This window comes from Streptococcus infantis (genome assembly GCF_047460825.1).
Lineage (GTDB): Bacteria > Bacillota > Bacilli > Lactobacillales > Streptococcaceae > Streptococcus > Streptococcus infantis_V.
In genome coordinates this window covers 23,486-40,265 of record NZ_JASHFO010000017.1, presented here as the reverse complement: position 1 = coordinate 40,265, position 16,780 = coordinate 23,486, and the positions used below count along the sequence as shown (strand labels likewise).

Below are 16,780 nucleotides of genomic sequence, written 5' to 3'. Positions count from 1 at the left end.
AGAAGACTTGAGACACCACTATAATCTCTATCAGCTCTTGCTTTTTCACTTTCAGAACAAGGAGCCAGACAAATTTTTCGGACTCATTGAGGACAATCTTAAACAGGTTCATCCTCTTTTTCAGACTGTCTTTAAGACATTTCTCAAGGACAAAGAGAAAATTGTCAACGCCCTTCAATTGCCCTATTCCAACGCCAAACTGGAAGCGACCAATAATCTCATCAAACTTATCAAACGAAATGCTTTTGGTTTTAGGAACTTTGACAATTTTAAGAAACGAATTTTCATCGCTCTGAATATAAAAATGGAGAGGACAACGATTGTCCTCTCCAGATGTTAGCTTTTATTCAACCCACTACAGTTGACAATGAGCCTTTTCTTATACAAATAATCGAACAAAGCTATAAAGTAGTAAGACACTACCTAGGACAATACGGTATTTACCAAACATCGTAAAGTCGTGTTTTTTAACATAGCTGGTCAAGAAACGAATAGCAACCATGCTGACTGCAAAAGCCACTACCATTGCTACCAAGAGCAAGAAAAATTGACCAAAACTCAGCACTTCTCCAGCCTTGATAAATTTAAAAATCTTCAAAGCACTAGCTCCAAACATAACTGGAATTCCTAGATAGAAGGTAAACTCAGTTACCACCGAACGACTAGTTCCATTTAACAAACCACCAACGATAGTGGCACCCGAACGGCTAGTCCCAGGTAAAAGTGCCAAGACTTGGAAAAGTCCGATATAGAGGGCCGTTTTATAAGGCAACTTGTCTAGCTCTGTGACTGTTGGCTCAATCGCTTGCGCTTTGTTCCGTTTTTCAAGATAGATAAAGGCAACCCCATAAACAATCAACATAATGGCTACTGAAACCATATTGTGGAAATGGGTATCAAACCAGTCATCAAACTTAAAGACAAGGAGAAGAGGGAGAGTCGCAACAAATACTTTCGACCATAATTGCCAAGTTCTACGAACTTGAACTTTATCTTTCCCTGGTTTGAAAGGATTAAGTTTGTTAAAGTAGATAACCATAACGGCTAAGATTGCACCAAGTTGAATAACCACGTTAAACATAGACATAAAGGCTTCACTTTGGTCTTTATATTGGACAAATTCTTCCGCTAGGATCAGGTGACCAGTACTTGAAATCGGCAACCACTCCGTTATTCCTTCAACAATCCCAAAAAAGATCGATTTTAAAATTTCAATAAGATACATAGATTACTCCTTTTTTCTATCTTCCATTATAGCATACTTTTAAAGGCTGTGTTGAGTTTTCTTTAGAAAGCACCAATACTTCCACCACCGCCACCGCCTGAAAAACCTCCACCAGAGCTACCGCTTCCAGATGATACAGAGAAAGTACTTGCTGTATTTGCGACACTAGCATAATGGCTCATTTGTGCTGTTGAATGATAAAACATACTGTGCCAGCTATAAGCTACATAGAGATTGATATCTGGATTTTCTACTTGGATGTGGTGAACCTTCATCAAATGGCTAACCTTGTCAGCATATCCAAACAAAGTTGCATACACTAATAGACGATTCCAAACAACAATACTTTCCAATTCAGCCTGATCCAATCGTGCAATGTCACGCAACATATTTTCAAAACTGGTCCAGAGATAGTAGACTTCTGCTCCTGCTTCATTTAGGACACCATCACGATTATCTAGTCGAAGCTTCCAATAATAGAAAACAGCCAAAACCAAACCTAGAAAACTAAGTACTGACAAAGGGAGGTAAAAATAAGCATGAACATCTAAACTGTACAAGAACAAACCAAATCCGATAAATAGAGGTAGGATAGTAGAAAGTCCCATACCCACTTGCAAGGCCTTTTCCACACCAGTTAAAGGACGATAGTAATCTGGGAGTCCCCAGAAGGTAACCCGATTTCTCACTCCTTCTTGCATCTCTTTCAATGCTTCTTCGAAAGAAGATTTAAGCTGAAGCCCCCTTGCTTGAATCCGTTTTTCATCAGAGACTTTTGCTCTACGATAAAGACTATCAGATACCTTGTAATCCGCAAACAAATTGGAAAGAGTTGCTTCTTTTTTTCCTGAAAAGGCCAGATTTAAGCAGTCTTTTTCAAAGCTTGATAAACCATCTTCTTTTACCAGTCTCAAACCAACTGCGTCTCCCTCTGAAATAATAGAGACATTCCCACGGTCTATCACATCTAATAAGGTAGCTTGAATAAGTTGGTCAAAGGTGAATTTACCTGCTCCTTTGGTTAGAGGACTCACTTCCTCCAAGGAGGTCGAGTAGACAGCCTCTGATAAAACCATAGGTTCTAATTCCATTGGTGGTTCATAGAGACGATGATTTTTGGCATATTTGACTGAAGAAGTGGTTTTTCTTCTATAGATAAAATAGAAGCAGACACTCAATAACAAGGAAATGGAAAGTAGCAAAGGAAATACCCAAGTAACGAGTTGTTTACTCTGATCTTTTTCTCTAACAATCGACTCTTCTACCTTATTAAACTCTTCTAAACGATTCCCTTTTAAGCCCTGATCCATAGCGCTAGCAAAATCGGTTCGTGGCCAGTAGGCATGCAACTCAACTCCGCGCTTAGACGGAAGATTGTCTAAACGAATAGTATAGTCATGACCACTCTTTTCAATCGTTCCCTCTCTAAAAAGTTTACCTGTGTGGAAAAAGAGTTTTTCGGCCCCATTATCTCCCATCACATGAAACTCAAATTTTTCAATAGATTCTGAACTATCTGTTAAGGGTTGCCAATTTAATTCAGCAATATCATCATATAAGAAAAGAAGATTTTTCAATTGCCAGGTAAGTTCCACTTCGACCCTGTCCCCTTCCTGACCTGGATTATAGACTTTAACAGTATAACCATTAGCTTCTTCTGTCACTTCGCTGGTAAGATTTTCGATTTTATGACCATTTTTAGATGCCTCAACCTTTGGCTGAGGATCAATATAAAATCCGCTTGGCATCTTGCCAGCACGTCCAAGTCCCACGATTTGGCCCTTAAAGTCCTCCTCAAACTGATAATCTATCTTCTGTCTAAATTCTGCTGTATTATCTGCATGAATATACAGTTCTCCTTTATAGGATGGAATGCTGAAATCCACGGCAAAAACCAATTTTGGAACAATTATCAGACAAGTAAATATAAGTACTATTAACCATCTTTTTTTCATAATATATCCTCTTTTAACCTTTTTCTCATTATATCATTTTTTTACAAGTAAGGGTTTACTAAGATTGAAAAAGTTCCGCTTTTTCGATACAATAGAGAGAAGCAATTTTAGACTAGAAATAGGAGAAATCATGAAAAAATTATGCTTAACTATCCTTGCTAGCCTAGCCCTTACTTTAGGACTAGTTAGCCAGGTCCAAGCCGATGAATATTTACGCATCGGTATGGAGGCAGCCTACGCACCCTTTAACTGGACTCAAGATGACGACAGTAACGGCGCTGTCAAAATCGATGGAACCAACCAATATGCTAATGGTTACGACGTCCAAATAGCTAAAAAGATTGCTAAGGACCTAGGTAAAGAGCCCTTGGTTGTTAAAACCAAGTGGGAAGGACTTGTTCCAGCCCTTACTTCTGGTAAGATTGATATGATCATTGCAGGTATGAGCCCAACTGCTGAACGCAAACAAGAAATTGCATTTTCAAGCAGCTACTATACTAGCGAACCAGTACTTTTGGTCAAAAAGGATTCTGCCTATGCAAACGCTAAATCTCTAGAGGACTTTAGCGGAGCAAAAATCACTTCTCAACAAGGTGTTTACCTTTACGACTTGATTTCTCAAATTCCAAGCGCTAAAAAGGAAACTGCCATGGGTGATTTCGCACAAATGCGTCAAGCTCTTGAAGCTGGTGTCATTGATGCCTATGTTTCTGAACGACCAGAAGCCCTAACTGCTGAGTCAGCAAATGCAAAGTTCAAAATGATTCAGCCTGAACCTGGTTTTAAAACTGGAGAAGAGGATACCTCTATCGCTATCGGTCTTCGTAAAGACGACGAACGTATTAGCCAAATCAATGCTAGCATCGAAACCATTTCTAAAGATGAACAAGTTGCTCTCATGGATCGTATGATCAAAGAGCAACCAGCAGAATCTACAACGACAGAAGAAAGCAACAGTAATTTCTTTGGCCAAGTCGCTAAAATTCTGACTGAAAACTGGCAACAACTTTTGCGTGGTGCTGGTATTACCCTTCTCATTTCAATTATCGGTACCATAGTTGGTCTCGCTATCGGTCTTGCCATCGGTGTTTTCCGTACTGCACCTCTTTCTGAAAACCAATTTATCTTTGGAATCCAAAAACTAATCGGTTGGATTCTCAATATCTATATTGAAATTTTCCGTGGGACACCTATGATTGTGCAATCTATGGTTATCTACTATGGAACTGCCCAAGCTTTCGGGATCAACCTAGATCGTACGCTAGCTGCTATCTTTATCGTTTCAATCAACACTGGTGCCTACATGACTGAAATTGTTCGTGGTGGTATTTTGTCTGTTGATAAGGGGCAATTTGAAGCGGCAACTGCACTTGGTATGACTCATAACCAGACCATGCGTAAGATTGTTTTGCCTCAAGTTGTTCGAAATATTCTACCAGCGACTGGTAATGAGTTCGTCATCAACATCAAGGATACTTCTGTATTGAACGTTATCTCTGTAGTAGAACTTTACTTCTCAGGAAATACAGTAGCAACACAAACCTACCAGTACTTCCAAACCTTTACCATCATAGCAGTTATCTACTTTGTCCTCACCTTCACAGTAACGCGTATCCTCCGCTTCATCGAAAAACGTATGGATATGGATACCTACACGACAGGTGCTAACCAAATGCAAACGGAGGATTTGAAATAATGAGTCAACCAATCCTTGAAATCAAACACCTCAAAAAATCCTACGGGCAAAACGAGGTCCTAAAAGACATCTCTCTCACTATTCACAAAGGAGAAGTGATTTCTATCATCGGTAGTTCCGGTAGTGGTAAATCAACCTTCCTACGTTCTATCAACCTTCTCGAAACACCAACTGAAGGTGAAATCCTTTATCACGGTGAAAATGTCCTCGAGAAAGGCTATAATCTCACTCACTATCGTGAAAAACTAGGTATGGTCTTCCAGTCCTTTAACCTCTTTGAAAATCTCAATGTTCTTGAAAATACGATTGTTGCACAGACAACCGTTCTCAAACGTGAACGATCAGAAGCAGAGAAAATTGCTAAAGAAAACCTTGAAAAAGTTGGAATGGGAGAGCGCTACTGGCAAGCTAAACCTAAGCAACTTTCAGGTGGTCAAAAGCAACGTGTCGCCATTGCTCGCGCGCTTTCTATGAATCCTGATGCCATTCTCTTTGACGAGCCTACTTCAGCCCTTGACCCTGAAATGGTTGGTGAAGTTCTAAAAATCATGCAAGAACTAGCTCAAGAAGGCTTGACAATGATCGTTGTAACCCACGAAATGGAATTTGCTCGTGACGTATCACACCGCGTCATCTTTATGGACAAAGGTGTTATTGCAGAAGAAGGCAAACCTGAAGATTTATTTACAAATCCTAAAGAAGAACGTACAAGAGAATTTTTACAACGCTATTTAGGATAAGACAAAAGCGGTTGAATAAACCTCTTAAACCAAGAGTTGTTTTCCTATTCAATCCCCAATCAACATTGAGTCAAAGGCTCATGAACATAAGAATATAAAAATCAAGGTCGGAGTTTTTTATTCCGACCTCTTTTTATATACTTTAAAAATTACTTTTATCCCTTCTTCTTTTTCCTAAGCAAGTAATGCTTGTAACTCTATTCCTAATCTTTTATTTGATTTTCATGAGTGAGTGAGATCACTCCTCTACTGTCAACCTAGTTCATCCTTACAGATAGATTTGTTTAGTAGGTCATAGCATGGCTATTTCGCCGTTCCATAAATAAAAGCAGACCCTAATTAGAGTCTGCTAGTATCCAAAGATTAATCTTCAAATTTTTCATGATTTTTTTCATAGAAATCAATTAATCCAAGGGCTGTTTCAAAGGAAATATTTTTAACTTTTGCACGTCCTTGAGCTAGAGCAATGATAGACATTTCACGTGCATTCGTTTCTTTAGAAATACGATAACCAGTGATCTTCTTATCACGAACCCAGCTAACAACTGATTCTACTTTTTCAAAGTTAGTCTTAGCCATGTTTTTCTCCTATTTTATTCTTTACGATATTTAATTGTATACGTTTTTATGGCATTTGTCAATAACAAAACATATATCCAATCAAATAAGACGTTAAGATTACATTTACTTAGCTTTCAAAGCCGATAATATATGGGTTCGTATATCTTCAACTCCGTTAGGATTTGCTGGTAAGAAAATTGTATTATTACCTTGTTTTTCTGCAAAATTATTCAATGTATCTAAATACTGGTTAGTTAACAAGATTGACATGATTTGCTCTTCAGTTAATTCAACATTGGCTCCTTTTAACTCTTTAATAGAATCAGCAAGTCCATCAACAATTGCTTTTCGTTGCTCTGCGATCCCCACACCATGTAAGCGATCCTTTTCTGCCTCTGCTTCGGCCGCTGTTACGATCTTAATTTTATCTGCTTCGGCCAATTCTTGTGCTGCTACTCTCTTACGTTGAGCAGCATTGATTTCATTCATCGATTGCTTGACTTCCGCATCCGGCTCTACTTTGGTAATGAGCGTTTTGACGATAATGTACCCATACGTTGACATTTCTTCCGCTACTTGTTTTTGAACTTCTAATGCAATTTCATCCTTTTTCTCAAACAATTCATCCAAAGTTAACTTAGGAACTGATGAGCGCAATGCGTCTTCAATATAAGATTTGATTTGAGCCTCAGGTCTCATTAGTTTATAGTAAGCATCTGTAACATTTTGTTCATTTACTCGGTACTGTGTCGCAACATTCATCGTCACAAATACGTTATCTTGAGTCTTGGTTTCCACAACGATTTCACTTTGCAAGAGACGCAGTTGTACACGAGCTGCAATTTTATCAATTCCAAATGGTGCTCTTAGGTGAATACCACTATTGCTCAATTTTTGATACTTACCAAATCGTTCAATGATAGCTACTGATTGTTGTCGAACAACATAGATTGAGCTCATTAATATAGCTCCTACAATAAGCATTAGAATAATTAGAACAAGTATAACTTTTAAAACCATGGGAATCTCCCCCTTTCTTCACTTACATTATAGCACTAGTAAATAGGTTAGGCAAATAATATGATAAAAATTTCATAGCATATTAAACAAGCATATTATATAGGGTCTCATTCCCATTCAAGTTAATATAAGACGGGTCGAATTTTTCCATCCGGTGAATCAATCCCGCATAATCATGTTTATCAGCAAGTGCAATCCCTATTAGTACTGGACCAGTTCCCTTGCTAGCTCGTTTGATATATTCAAAACGAGTGATATCATCATGAGGTCCTAAGATATCATTTACAAACTCTCGAAGTGCTCCCGGACGTTGTGGGAAATTCACTACAAAGTAATGCTTGATACCATCATAAATCAAGGCACGTTCTTCCATCTCTGGCATACGGTTAATGTCATTATTCCCTCCAGAAATGATACAACAAATAGTCTTGCCTTTAATATAATCGGATAATACTTCTAGAGCTGCAACACTAGCAGCACCCGCAGGTTCTGCTACGATACCTTGTTTAGAGTAGAGATCAATTAAGGTCTCAGAAATCAAGCCTTCATCTACTCCGATAAGAGTTTCTACATGTTTGCGTGTTGCTTCATAGGTCAACTGTCCTACCTTTTGCACTGCAATTCCATCCGCAAACTTATCAATTTCTTTAAGTTTAACCGGTCCTCCAGCTTCAAAGGCAGCCTTCATAGAACGAGCACCTTCAGCCTCTACTCCAATGACCTCAATCTGAGGATTTGTCTCTTTAATATAAGTAGAAACACCTGAAATGAGACCTCCGCCTCCAACAGGTACCAAGACAGTATCAAATTCAATAGATTCTTTACGAGCTTCTTCTAAAATTTCATAGGCTACCGTACCCTGACCAGCTTGAACATAGGGATCATCAAAGGGGTCAATAAAAGTACGATTTTCAGCTACAGTAAAGTCTTGAGCAGCCTTGGCTGAAGCATCAAAAGTATCCCCTACTAATTTGATCGTAACAAAATCTCCTCCAAAGAAACGAACCTGACCAATTTTCTGTTGAGGTGTCGTAATTGGCATAAAGATTGTTGCAGGAATCTTCATCTCATTACATGTGTAGGCAACTCCTTGAGCGTGATTTCCCGCTGAAGCACACACTACACCACGTTCACGTTCCTCTTTTGTCAATTGGGAAATAGCGTAATAAGCCCCACGAATTTTAAAAGAACGGACACGTTGAGCATTTTCCTTTTTAAGATAAATTTTCGCTCCATATTTTTCGGATAAATAATGATCGTAGTCAAGTGGCGTATTGGCTACTACACCACTCAAAACCTTGTGGGCTTTCACCACATCTTTTGCACTTAGCATAATCTCCTCCTCGATGAGTTTTCAAGATAAAAAACGAGTTAGGTTCCCCCCAACTCGCCTTCTGTTTATATTCTTAAAAATTAGTTGTAGATCTTGAATGCATCATCGTCGTTTTTACCGACAAATGGCATTGCTTTACGCAATTCTGCACCAACTTTTTCAATTTCAAGGTTAGCTGCTTGTTCACGGTAAGCAGTCAATTTTGGACGTCCAGCTTTGTAGTCATTTACAAAGTCGTTGGCAAATTTACCATTTTGGATGTCCGCAAGAACTGCTTTCATGTTTTCTTTGACTTGTTCAGTGATTACACGTGGACCTGAAACATAGTCACCATACTCAGCAGTGTTTGAAATTGATTGACGCATTTTTTTGAATCCACCTTCATAGATCAAGTCAACGATCAATTTCATTTCATGAAGAACTTCAAAGTAAGCCAATTCTGGAGCATAACCAGCTTCTGTCAAGACTTCAAAACCAGCTTCAATAAGGGCAGTCAAACCACCACAAAGTACTGCTTGTTCACCAAACAAATCTTCTTCAGTTTCTTCTTTGTAAGTTGTTTCAAGAAGGCCTACACGAGCTGCACCAACACCTTTACACCAGTCCATAGCGATGTCTTTAGCATTTCCTGTTGCATCTTGGTAGACAGCGTAAAGCGCTGGAACACCAAATCCTTCTTCGTAAGTACGACGTACCAAGTGTCCTGGTCCTTTAGGAGCACACATGAAGACATCAACATCTGCAGGAACTTTGATGAATTCGAAGTGGATGTTGAAACCATGTGCAAAACCAACTGCATTTCCAGCTTCCAAGTTTGGTGCAATTTCTGCTTCGTACAATTCTTGTTGGATTTCGTCCGGAGCCAAGATCATGATAACATCAGCCAACTTAGTTGCTTCTGCTACTGTGTATGTATCAAAACCATCTTCTTTTGCTTTGTCAAAAGATTTACCTGGGCGTACACCGATGATCACATCACGACCTGAATCACGCAAGTTTTGAGCGTGAGCATGACCTTGTGAACCATAACCGATAACGGCGATTTTTTTACCGTCAAGTGCTGCTACTTTTACATCTTTTTCGTATTCCATTTGAACTGCCATAGTTTTTTCTCTCTTTTCTATTTTTATTGCCTATTAGGCTAGTTTAACAAATTGAGGTTGGATTTTTAGTCGCGGGTAAATCCAGTTGCACCCGTACGAGCGATATTCTTAATACCATATGGTCGAATCACTCGAATTAAGGCTTCACTCTTTTCTGCATTCCCAGTCATCTGAATGGTAATGGAACTTGGAGCTACATCGACTACTGTTGCACGGAAAGGTTGGATAATAGCCAAAATTTCTGCACGTTTTTCAGCAGGAGCTGAAACCTTTATAAGAATCACTTCTCGTTCTAAGTGGGGCTGATCCGTAATATCACGAATACGAATTACATCAATCTGACGATTAAGTTGTTTGATGATTTGCTCCACCTCATCATGTGAGGCAACATCGATGATAATGGTAATTCGTGATACGTTAGGATTTTCCGTTGCGCCAACAGAAATGCTTTCGATATTGACTTGACGTCTCGATAAAACTCCTGTGAAGCGATTGAGAACACCTGAACGGTTTTGAAGTTTGGCTGTTAACATTCTACGCATTAAACTTCACCCCCAACATCTCATGATTACTCTTACCAGCTGGGACCATCGGTAAAACATGTTCTTTCCGAGAAATGTCTACTTCAATAAACATTGGTTCATCTTCCATGATGACTTCCAAATCCTTCTCAAGAGTTTCAGGATTATCAAACTTATAATTCTTAATTCCATAGGCTTGAGCCATCAATTGGAAATCTGGAAGGCTATCAAAGACCGACTCTGAAGTTCGACCATCATAGAAGGCTTCTTGCCACTGACGAACCATCCCGAGTGAATGGTTATTAAGCATGATGACCTTGATTGGAATCTTGTAAATATTTAAGATTGCCAATTCCTGATTGGTCATCTGGAAACCGCCATCTCCGACAAAGAGAACAACTTCTTTATCTGGATTAGCAATCTTAGCACCAATAGCTGCTGGGACTCCGAATCCCATGGTTCCTAGACCACCTGATGTTACCAATTGACGCTCGTTTTGGTAAGGATAATATTGAGCCGTCCACATTTGGTGTTGTCCAACGTCTGTTACGACAATGGCATCGCCATTGGTCAACTCACCGACGCGTTCAATAACTGCTTGAGGTTGAACCACACGTTCTTTCTTATCATAAGAACGAACACGATTCTTATCTTTGGTAACTTTCTCAATCCACTTTTCAGTATTGTTACGAACGATTGGCTCAGCTAGTAACTGCTGCAAAGCCTTTTTCGCATCACCAACAACCGGAATATCAACTGCGATAATCTTACCAATCTCTGCAGGATCGATATCAATATGTGCTACTTTTGCATTCTTAGCAAAGGTTTTAGGATTTCCAGTCAAACGGTCATCAAAGCGGCAACCAATAGAAATCATAAAATCAGCCTCAGTCATGGCAATATTTGCTGCAAAGGAACCATGCATTCCACCCATTCCCAAAAACAGTGGATGGCTAGTTGCAATTGTCCCCTGTCCCAAAAGACTTGTCACAACTGGAATTTGATAACGCTCTGCAAATTCATTTAACTCTGCTGCAGCCTCAGCGTAACTAATCCCACCCCCAGCTAGCAAGACTGGTTTTTTAGCCTTAGACAATTGCTTCAAGATTTTCTTGATTTGCATATCATTTGGCTCAAGTGTTGGCTGATAACTTGGTAAATCTATCTCTGGAGAGTAAATGAAGTCTGTCTCAAGCGCAGAAACATCTTTTGGAAGGTCAATGACGACTGGTCCCGGACGACCTGTGGTCGCAATATGTACCGCCTCTGTAATAATACGTGGAATATCTGCCGTTTCACGAACCTGATAATTGTACTTAGTGATTGGCATGGTGATACCAACGATATCAGCTTCTTGAAAAGCATCTTTCCCAATTCCAGCACGTGCCACTTGGCCAGTAAAGACTAAAAGGGGAACACTATCGCTCATAGCATCTGCGATCCCTGTAATGGCATTTGTAGCTCCTGGTCCGCTTGTGACGACTGCTACACCCAGTTTTCCTGTTGACTTAGCATAACCTTCAGCTTCGTGAAGACAGCCCTGCTCATGGCGACCTAGAATATGGCGAATGCCTTTAAAATTATAAATAGCATCATATAAAGGCAATACCGCCCCGCCTGGATAACCAAAAATCGTATCGATTCCTAGGTCACGGAGTGTTTCCAAAACGAGTTCCGAACCTGACTTTGGTGAGTCTAAAATGATTTTCTCCATCGTTCCCCTTTCTCTTCTCAATAAAATGACTTGTTTCTATAATACCATTTTTTCAAAAATTTTCAAGACAAAAGAAACAATTTTCTGAATTTTCTATCTAGATACTTTACAATATCAAATAGATTAGAAAGTTTATACGTATTTTTACCTTTTAATAGAAAAAAGGTTGAGACAAAATGTCCCAACCTTTCGATTATTTACTAATTAAAGTGAGTTAACGTCAACCTTGATACCAACACCTTGAGTAGTTGTGATTGTCAAGCTTGTTACGTAAGTTCCTTTAGCAGTAGCTGGTTTAGCTTTTTGGATTGTTTCGTTGAATGCTTTGAAGTTTTCAACTAACTTGTCAGCTTCAAATGAAACTTTACCGATGATAGCTTGTACGATACCTGCACGGTCAGCACGGTAAGTGATTTTACCACCTTTAGACTCTTCAACTGCTTTTGCAACATCCATTGTTACAGTACCAGTTTTAGGGTTTGGCATCAAGTTACGTGGTCCAAGGACACGTCCAAGACGTCCAACAAGAGCCATCATGTCAGGTGTAGCGATAACTACGTCGAAGTCCAACCAACCGTCGTTGATTTTAGCAACAAGGTCGTCTTCACCAACGAAGTCTGCACCAGCAGCTTTAGCTTCTTCAGCTTTTGCACCACGTGCAAATACAAGAACGCGAGCTGTTTTACCAGTACCGTTTGGCAATACCATTGCTCCACGGATTTGTTGGTCAGCTTTTTTCACGTCGATGTTCAAGTTGTAAGCAACTTCTACAGTTGCATCAAATTTTGCAAAGTTAGTTTCTTTTGCAAGAGCTACAGCTTCTTCTACGCTGTATGCTTTTGTGCTGTCGATTTTCTCAAGAGCAGCACGAAGTTGTTTGCTTTTTTTAGCCATTTTCTATTCTCCTTGTAAGTGGTTCAATCGATTTTCATCTCCCACGTCACTTCTCGAAATGATGAAGTCTTGCGGGTTATATAGGGAAGTTATTGATTAGTCAACAACAGTGAATCCCATAGAACGAGCAGTACCTTCGATCATACGCATTGCAGACTCAATGTTTGCAGCGTTCAAATCTGGCATCTTAGTTTCTGCAATTTCTTGTACTTGTGCACGAGTAACTGTAGCAACTTTAGTTTTGTTAGGTGTACCTGATCCTTTTTCAACACCTGCAGCTTTTTTCAAAAGAACAGCAGCTGGTGGTGTTTTAGTAACGAAAGTAAATGATTTATCTTCGTATACTGAGATAACAACTGGAATGATCATACCAGCTTGATCAGCTGTACGAGCGTTGAACTCTTTTGTGAATCCCATGATGTTGATACCAGCTTGACCAAGAGCAGGTCCAACCGGTGGAGCTGGTGTAGCTTTACCAGCAGGGATTTGCAATTTTACAAGTTTTTCGACTTTTTTAGCCATTTTTAAATCCTCCTTTGTGGTTTTGGCGGTAATTTAGAGATTTTTACCTCCCACAAGTATGCTTTACGCATACTCATCTATTATACACTATTTTTTAAAAAATGCAAGAGAAATTTTTATTTTTGATATTTCTTTTTGTTACACTTTTTTGGTGAAATCAATCTTCAGAATCTTCTACCACGACGGAGGGAATTCATTCGCTCAAAGTCAGTACAAAACTCACTCCATTTTCAGTAGTACCACTTTCCACAAATCCAAGAGACTCAAAACATCTTCTAGAGATACGGTTGAAAGTATAGATTTCTTGAACTTTCAATTGTTTCCAACCCTTTTGCCGAGCTAAATCAATCAAAGCCTTCAAAACCTTGCGTCCAAGTCCCTGATGTTGATAAGTTGGATTGCCAATCACAATAGGAAGATTCTCCTGAGATAAGGTAACATCCCCAATTGGAAGCCACTCTCCCTTTTCTCGAAACTCAATCCAGAACAAATCCCCGTGTCTTTCTAAATAGGAATACATGGCATTTAATTTTTCCGGACTATAAGGTATTCTAATACCGTCTACAAGTTCCACCAAATCCACATCTTGATACCAGGCCAAAGCTGCATCATGATGATCCGCTAAAAAATAGGGAACTAGACGCAAGGAATTATCTATCTGAATGATTTTTGTCATCATTTTCTAATCCTAATACTAGCTCCGCTGCTTGGTTAAATCCATCACACCAGTTATACCATTTTGCTTCATACTCATCTTGAGATAAGATATAATCTTTTAAATCCAGAACAGAGTATATCTTTCTTTTCTCACAAGCTTGCGCATAGAGATGATATAGTTCATCACCTCCATCTCTATCCCACTCAGCAGAAATCGTATTCTGGCCTATCAATAAAGCCTGATAAGCCCTGTGATGCCCATCTGTAATCAACAAATAATCTCCAAATGCAAGAACACTGATTGGATCAATATTGATTAATTCTACCGACTGATAAAGCATCTGGATATCTTGTAATTTCTTTTCTGATAAGTATAGTTGACTCGGATGAAGATCTTTTATGTTGACTTCCATTTCTTCCTCCTCAAGAAGGGTTAATGCCTACTTCTGCTTTCCTTTGAAGCGCCATTGAAAACGCAGTTTATCATAGAAAGGAAACTCCATAAACAAAACTCCTAGGCCTACACAAAGGCTGGCAATCACATCTGACGGGTAGTGAACTCCCAGATAAATTCTTGATACCAATACACTGAAGATGTATAAACTTAGCAAGATTTGAACGATTTTTCTCCAGACTGTATTCTTAATCCTTTGGCTTAAAATCACAATCAAAGTTCCAACCATAATCGTTACTGCCAGAGAATGTCCACTTGGAAAAGAAAAACCTTTTTCCTCTACTAGATGTACTATTTCTGGTCTAGGTCGTTGGTAGATATTTTTAAAGGTTACGATTAAGATTCCAGCTAAAGTCAAATTCCCCAGCATGAGATAACTTTCCAGTTTCCATTGCTTACGGTAAAAAATAAAAGCTACAATGAGAACCCAAGTGATAATGACTGGGATATCAATTAAATGTGTGATTGTTCTGAAAAGAACGGTCAAGGAAGCAGGTAAGTCACCTCGAATAGCAGTCTGGATTGGTTGATCAAAGCCAATCAGCATATTAGGGTAAAACTTGACAATATAACCTAAAATTACAAAAAGCAAAAGGGCAAAAGAGCCCTTCATCAAATATGTTTGTTTATCTTTCATAGTATTTTAAAGTTGGTTTCAAAAGGACAAACAACAACCAGAAAGAGATGGCAAAGATAATACCTTCAATCAGATTAAAAGGCAAGACCATAGTCATCAGGTAGTTGCTCAATCCTAAGATTTTCTCAATATCAAAATTAGCAAACTTAGCGTACAAAGGAACAGCATAGACGTAGTTCAGAACTAGCATAGCTAGAGTCAAACCAAGCGTACCAGCTAGTGAAGCTAGGACGAAACGCATGGTTGTTCGCTCTTTTTTCCAAATCAAACCAAAAGCAAGCACAAAGACTCCCAAGGCAACAATATTCATCGGTAAACCAATATAGGTACTAACCCCTTGATTGTTCAAAAGAATTTTCAACAAGGACCGAAGGAAAAGCACTCCAAAAGCTGCTGGTAAATCCAAGACTACCAAGCCCACAAGGACCGGTAAAATACTGAACTCAATCCTCAAAAAGGATGCCGCTGGCAAAAGCGGAAAGTCAAAGTACATCAACACAAATGAAAGCGCTGATAGAATTGCAATGGTCGAAAGTCGACGTGTGTTTGTCATAACAGGTTCCTCCAATTTTCTATAAAATCAGAAGAAGTTGGAAAGGATTCCTCTATCTACCCTCTATTTTTATTTTTAAATTCCAAAAGTTTCCCCTCACTCTTTTTTTAGCAAGCGGTTGCAATTTACCTATAAAAAATCAATTAGAATAGACAAAGCCATTCTTTCGTCTTCTCCCATCCAGACTATACTGTCGGTTGTGGAATTTCACCACATCAGCTTGCGCTCGCGGACTTATTTGGCTAAGATATTTTAGATTTATCTAGGCGTCGTAGTCGAAGATAATACTTAAAGTATATCGAGACAAGACAACGACGAGAAAGCTAAAATAGCTAGTCAAATTTACCGCCGGTCGGGAATTTCACCCTGCCCTGAAGACCCCTTTATGATAACAAAAAAAGCTTGCAAGCGCAAGCATTTTATCTAAGTGTTTATTTCAACTTATCTGTTTCGTAAGTGTGAACCAGTTCGAGACCCGCAAAGTTTTGTTGACGAAGTGCCTCATAAACAATCATACAAACTGTATTTGAAACATTGAGACTACGAACATGCTCATCATTCATGGGAATGCGGAGAGCTTTTTCTGGATGCTCACGCATAAATTCCTCAGGCAAGCCCTTATCTTCTCTCCCAAAAAGAAAATAATGATCTCCTTCTGTCGTGAAATCTGCATCTGAATAGACTTTTTCTGCAAACTTGGAAATCAAGTAGAGCTGACCATCCATTTTTTCCATAAAATCAGCCAAACTATCATAAAAATGAATCTCAAGCTTGTCCCAATAATCTAGACCTGCTCGCTTCATCTTACGGTCATCGATAGGAAAGCCCATCGGTTTAATAATATGAAGGGGCGCATTCGTTGCTGCGCAGGTACGAGCAATATTACCCGTATTTTGTGGAATTTGGGGTTCAAATAATACAATGTGATTTGCCATGCCTTGTTTCCTCTCACTAGTGCAAAAAAATAGCCACACTGCCCGGAGTCTAGCTCAGCAAACAGCGTGGTTAAGGCATCGTTAACTTACCTCACAACAGGTTTGAAGTAAATCAGCGAAACTACTGTTTTAGTATATCACTTTCAGCTTGATTGTCAATAGAAATGACTTGATTTTTTCAATTTTTTTACAAACATATTTACATTAGTTAAAAATGCTTCTATATTCATTAGAATTACACGAAAATAGCTGATTTATAT

Annotated in this window: 18 protein-coding genes and 1 riboswitch; of the genes, 3 read left to right on the top strand and 15 right to left on the bottom strand. The window is 39.1% G+C overall.

Annotated features, from left to right (window positions below; genetic code table 11):
- A partial coding sequence (locus QM911_RS06380) for a transposase (RefSeq protein ID WP_414313450.1) occupies positions 1–340 on the top strand: 340 nt, incomplete at its 5' end.
- Between the two features lie 39 nt (positions 341–379).
- On the opposite strand, the gene QM911_RS06375 is transcribed toward QM911_RS06380, so the two are convergent.
- Both QM911_RS06375 and QM911_RS06370 read right to left on the bottom strand, forming a co-directional pair.
- Positions 380–1,225 (bottom strand): undecaprenyl-diphosphate phosphatase, encoded by an 846-nt coding sequence (locus QM911_RS06375; protein WP_049549016.1) that lies wholly within the window; start codon positions 1,223–1,225, stop codon positions 380–382.
- Between the two features lie 62 nt (positions 1,226–1,287).
- Positions 1,288–3,180, bottom strand: a complete 1,893-nt coding sequence (locus QM911_RS06370; protein ID WP_414313449.1) for a DUF2207 family protein — start codon at positions 3,178–3,180, stop codon at positions 1,288–1,290.
- Positions 3,181–3,310: 130 nt separating this feature from the next.
- Here QM911_RS06370 and QM911_RS06365 point away from each other — a divergent pair, with 130 nt between their 5' ends.
- Together QM911_RS06365 and QM911_RS06360 are read left to right on the top strand one after the other, a co-directional pair.
- Positions 3,311–4,876 (top strand): ABC transporter substrate-binding protein/permease, encoded by a 1,566-nt coding sequence (locus tag QM911_RS06365; RefSeq protein ID WP_414313448.1) that lies wholly within the window; start codon positions 3,311–3,313, stop codon positions 4,874–4,876.
- Entirely contained in the window at positions 4,876–5,616 is a 741-nt protein-coding gene (locus QM911_RS06360) for an amino acid ABC transporter ATP-binding protein (protein WP_000081949.1), read from the top strand. The genes QM911_RS06365 and QM911_RS06360 overlap by 1 nt, the downstream gene beginning before the upstream one ends.
- A gap of 363 nt (positions 5,617–5,979) precedes the next feature.
- On the opposite strand, the gene QM911_RS06355 is transcribed toward QM911_RS06360, so the two are convergent.
- From QM911_RS06355 to QM911_RS06295, 13 genes are all read right to left on the bottom strand, one after another.
- The gene (locus tag QM911_RS06355; protein ID WP_001140700.1) at positions 5,980–6,195 is read right to left on the bottom strand and encodes a hypothetical protein; all 216 of its coding nucleotides are present in this window, start codon (positions 6,193–6,195) and stop codon (positions 5,980–5,982) included.
- A gap of 105 nt (positions 6,196–6,300) precedes the next feature.
- Positions 6,301–7,197 (bottom strand): SPFH domain-containing protein, encoded by an 897-nt coding sequence (locus tag QM911_RS06350; protein ID WP_000243418.1) that lies wholly within the window; start codon positions 7,195–7,197, stop codon positions 6,301–6,303.
- An 82-nt stretch (positions 7,198–7,279) separates the two neighbouring features.
- Complete coding sequence (gene ilvA / locus QM911_RS06345) at positions 7,280–8,530, bottom strand: threonine ammonia-lyase IlvA (protein ID WP_045763620.1); 1,251 nt, start codon at positions 8,528–8,530, stop codon at positions 7,280–7,282.
- Positions 8,531–8,610: 80 nt separating this feature from the next.
- Positions 8,611–9,633 (bottom strand): ketol-acid reductoisomerase, encoded by a 1,023-nt coding sequence (ilvC, locus tag QM911_RS06340; RefSeq protein WP_045763621.1) that lies wholly within the window; start codon positions 9,631–9,633, stop codon positions 8,611–8,613.
- A gap of 65 nt (positions 9,634–9,698) precedes the next feature.
- Entirely contained in the window at positions 9,699–10,175 is a 477-nt protein-coding gene (gene ilvN / locus QM911_RS06335) for an acetolactate synthase small subunit (RefSeq protein ID WP_001253809.1), read from the bottom strand.
- Entirely contained in the window at positions 10,168–11,868 is a 1,701-nt protein-coding gene (locus tag QM911_RS06330) for an acetolactate synthase large subunit (protein WP_414313447.1), read from the bottom strand. Before QM911_RS06330 ends, ilvN begins: the two co-directional genes overlap by 8 nt.
- A gap of 204 nt (positions 11,869–12,072) precedes the next feature.
- Complete coding sequence (gene rplA / locus QM911_RS06325; protein WP_001085672.1) at positions 12,073–12,762, bottom strand: 50S ribosomal protein L1; 690 nt, start codon at positions 12,760–12,762, stop codon at positions 12,073–12,075.
- A gap of 96 nt (positions 12,763–12,858) precedes the next feature.
- Positions 12,859–13,284 (bottom strand): 50S ribosomal protein L11, encoded by a 426-nt coding sequence (rplK, locus tag QM911_RS06320; protein ID WP_001085808.1) that lies wholly within the window; start codon positions 13,282–13,284, stop codon positions 12,859–12,861.
- 193 nt (positions 13,285–13,477) lie between these two features.
- Positions 13,478–13,960: a GNAT family N-acetyltransferase gene (locus QM911_RS06315; protein WP_414313451.1), complete on the bottom strand. Its 483-nt coding sequence runs from the start codon at positions 13,958–13,960 to the stop codon at positions 13,478–13,480.
- Positions 13,935–14,354: a chromosome partitioning protein ParB gene (locus QM911_RS06310; RefSeq protein WP_414313446.1), complete on the bottom strand. Its 420-nt coding sequence runs from the start codon at positions 14,352–14,354 to the stop codon at positions 13,935–13,937. The genes QM911_RS06315 and QM911_RS06310 overlap by 26 nt, the downstream gene beginning before the upstream one ends.
- Before the next feature lie 27 nt (positions 14,355–14,381).
- Complete coding sequence (locus QM911_RS06305; protein WP_414313445.1) at positions 14,382–15,032, bottom strand: phosphatase PAP2 family protein; 651 nt, start codon at positions 15,030–15,032, stop codon at positions 14,382–14,384.
- The gene (locus tag QM911_RS06300; protein WP_000185852.1) at positions 15,022–15,585 is read right to left on the bottom strand and encodes an ECF transporter S component; all 564 of its coding nucleotides are present in this window, start codon (positions 15,583–15,585) and stop codon (positions 15,022–15,024) included. Before QM911_RS06300 ends, QM911_RS06305 begins: the two co-directional genes overlap by 11 nt.
- A gap of 164 nt (positions 15,586–15,749) precedes the next feature.
- Positions 15,750–15,968, bottom strand: a riboswitch (FMN riboswitch).
- A 48-nt stretch (positions 15,969–16,016) separates the two neighbouring features.
- Complete coding sequence (locus QM911_RS06295; protein ID WP_045763706.1) at positions 16,017–16,520, bottom strand: tRNA (cytidine(34)-2'-O)-methyltransferase; 504 nt, start codon at positions 16,518–16,520, stop codon at positions 16,017–16,019.
- Positions 16,521–16,780: the final 260 nt, after the last annotated feature.

Bases quoted from the DNA above. Each gene is read 5' to 3' on its own strand.
- QM911_RS06300 (WP_000185852.1), bottom strand. From the start codon at position 15,585: ATGACAAACACACGTCGACTTTCGACCATTGCAATTCTATCAGCGCTT.
- ilvC (WP_045763621.1), bottom strand. From the start codon at position 9,633: ATGGCAGTTCAAATGGAATACGAAAAAGATGTAAAAGTAGCAGCACTT.
- QM911_RS06350 (WP_000243418.1), bottom strand. From the start codon at position 7,197: ATGGTTTTAAAAGTTATACTTGTTCTAATTATTCTAATGCTTATTGTA.
- QM911_RS06315 (WP_414313451.1), bottom strand. From the start codon at position 13,960: ATGACAAAAATCATTCAGATAGATAATTCCTTGCGTCTAGTTCCCTAT.
- QM911_RS06310 (WP_414313446.1), bottom strand. From the start codon at position 14,354: ATGGAAGTCAACATAAAAGATCTTCATCCGAGTCAACTATACTTATCA.
- ilvN (WP_001253809.1), bottom strand. From the start codon at position 10,175: ATGCGTAGAATGTTAACAGCCAAACTTCAAAACCGTTCAGGTGTTCTC.
- QM911_RS06355 (WP_001140700.1), bottom strand. From the start codon at position 6,195: ATGGCTAAGACTAACTTTGAAAAAGTAGAATCAGTTGTTAGCTGGGTT.
- QM911_RS06365 (WP_414313448.1), top strand. From the start codon at position 3,311: ATGAAAAAATTATGCTTAACTATCCTTGCTAGCCTAGCCCTTACTTTA.
- QM911_RS06295 (WP_045763706.1), bottom strand. From the start codon at position 16,520: ATGGCAAATCACATTGTATTATTTGAACCCCAAATTCCACAAAATACG.
- QM911_RS06370 (WP_414313449.1), bottom strand. From the start codon at position 3,180: ATGAAAAAAAGATGGTTAATAGTACTTATATTTACTTGTCTGATAATT.
- rplK (WP_001085808.1), bottom strand. From the start codon at position 13,284: ATGGCTAAAAAAGTCGAAAAACTTGTAAAATTGCAAATCCCTGCTGGT.
- QM911_RS06330 (WP_414313447.1), bottom strand. From the start codon at position 11,868: ATGGAGAAAATCATTTTAGACTCACCAAAGTCAGGTTCGGAACTCGTT.
- rplA (WP_001085672.1), bottom strand. From the start codon at position 12,762: ATGGCTAAAAAAAGCAAACAACTTCGTGCTGCTCTTGAGAAAATCGAC.
- ilvA (WP_045763620.1), bottom strand. From the start codon at position 8,530: ATGCTAAGTGCAAAAGATGTGGTGAAAGCCCACAAGGTTTTGAGTGGT.
- QM911_RS06305 (WP_414313445.1), bottom strand. From the start codon at position 15,032: ATGAAAGATAAACAAACATATTTGATGAAGGGCTCTTTTGCCCTTTTG.
- QM911_RS06375 (WP_049549016.1), bottom strand. From the start codon at position 1,225: ATGTATCTTATTGAAATTTTAAAATCGATCTTTTTTGGGATTGTTGAA.
- QM911_RS06360 (WP_000081949.1), top strand. From the start codon at position 4,876: ATGAGTCAACCAATCCTTGAAATCAAACACCTCAAAAAATCCTACGGG.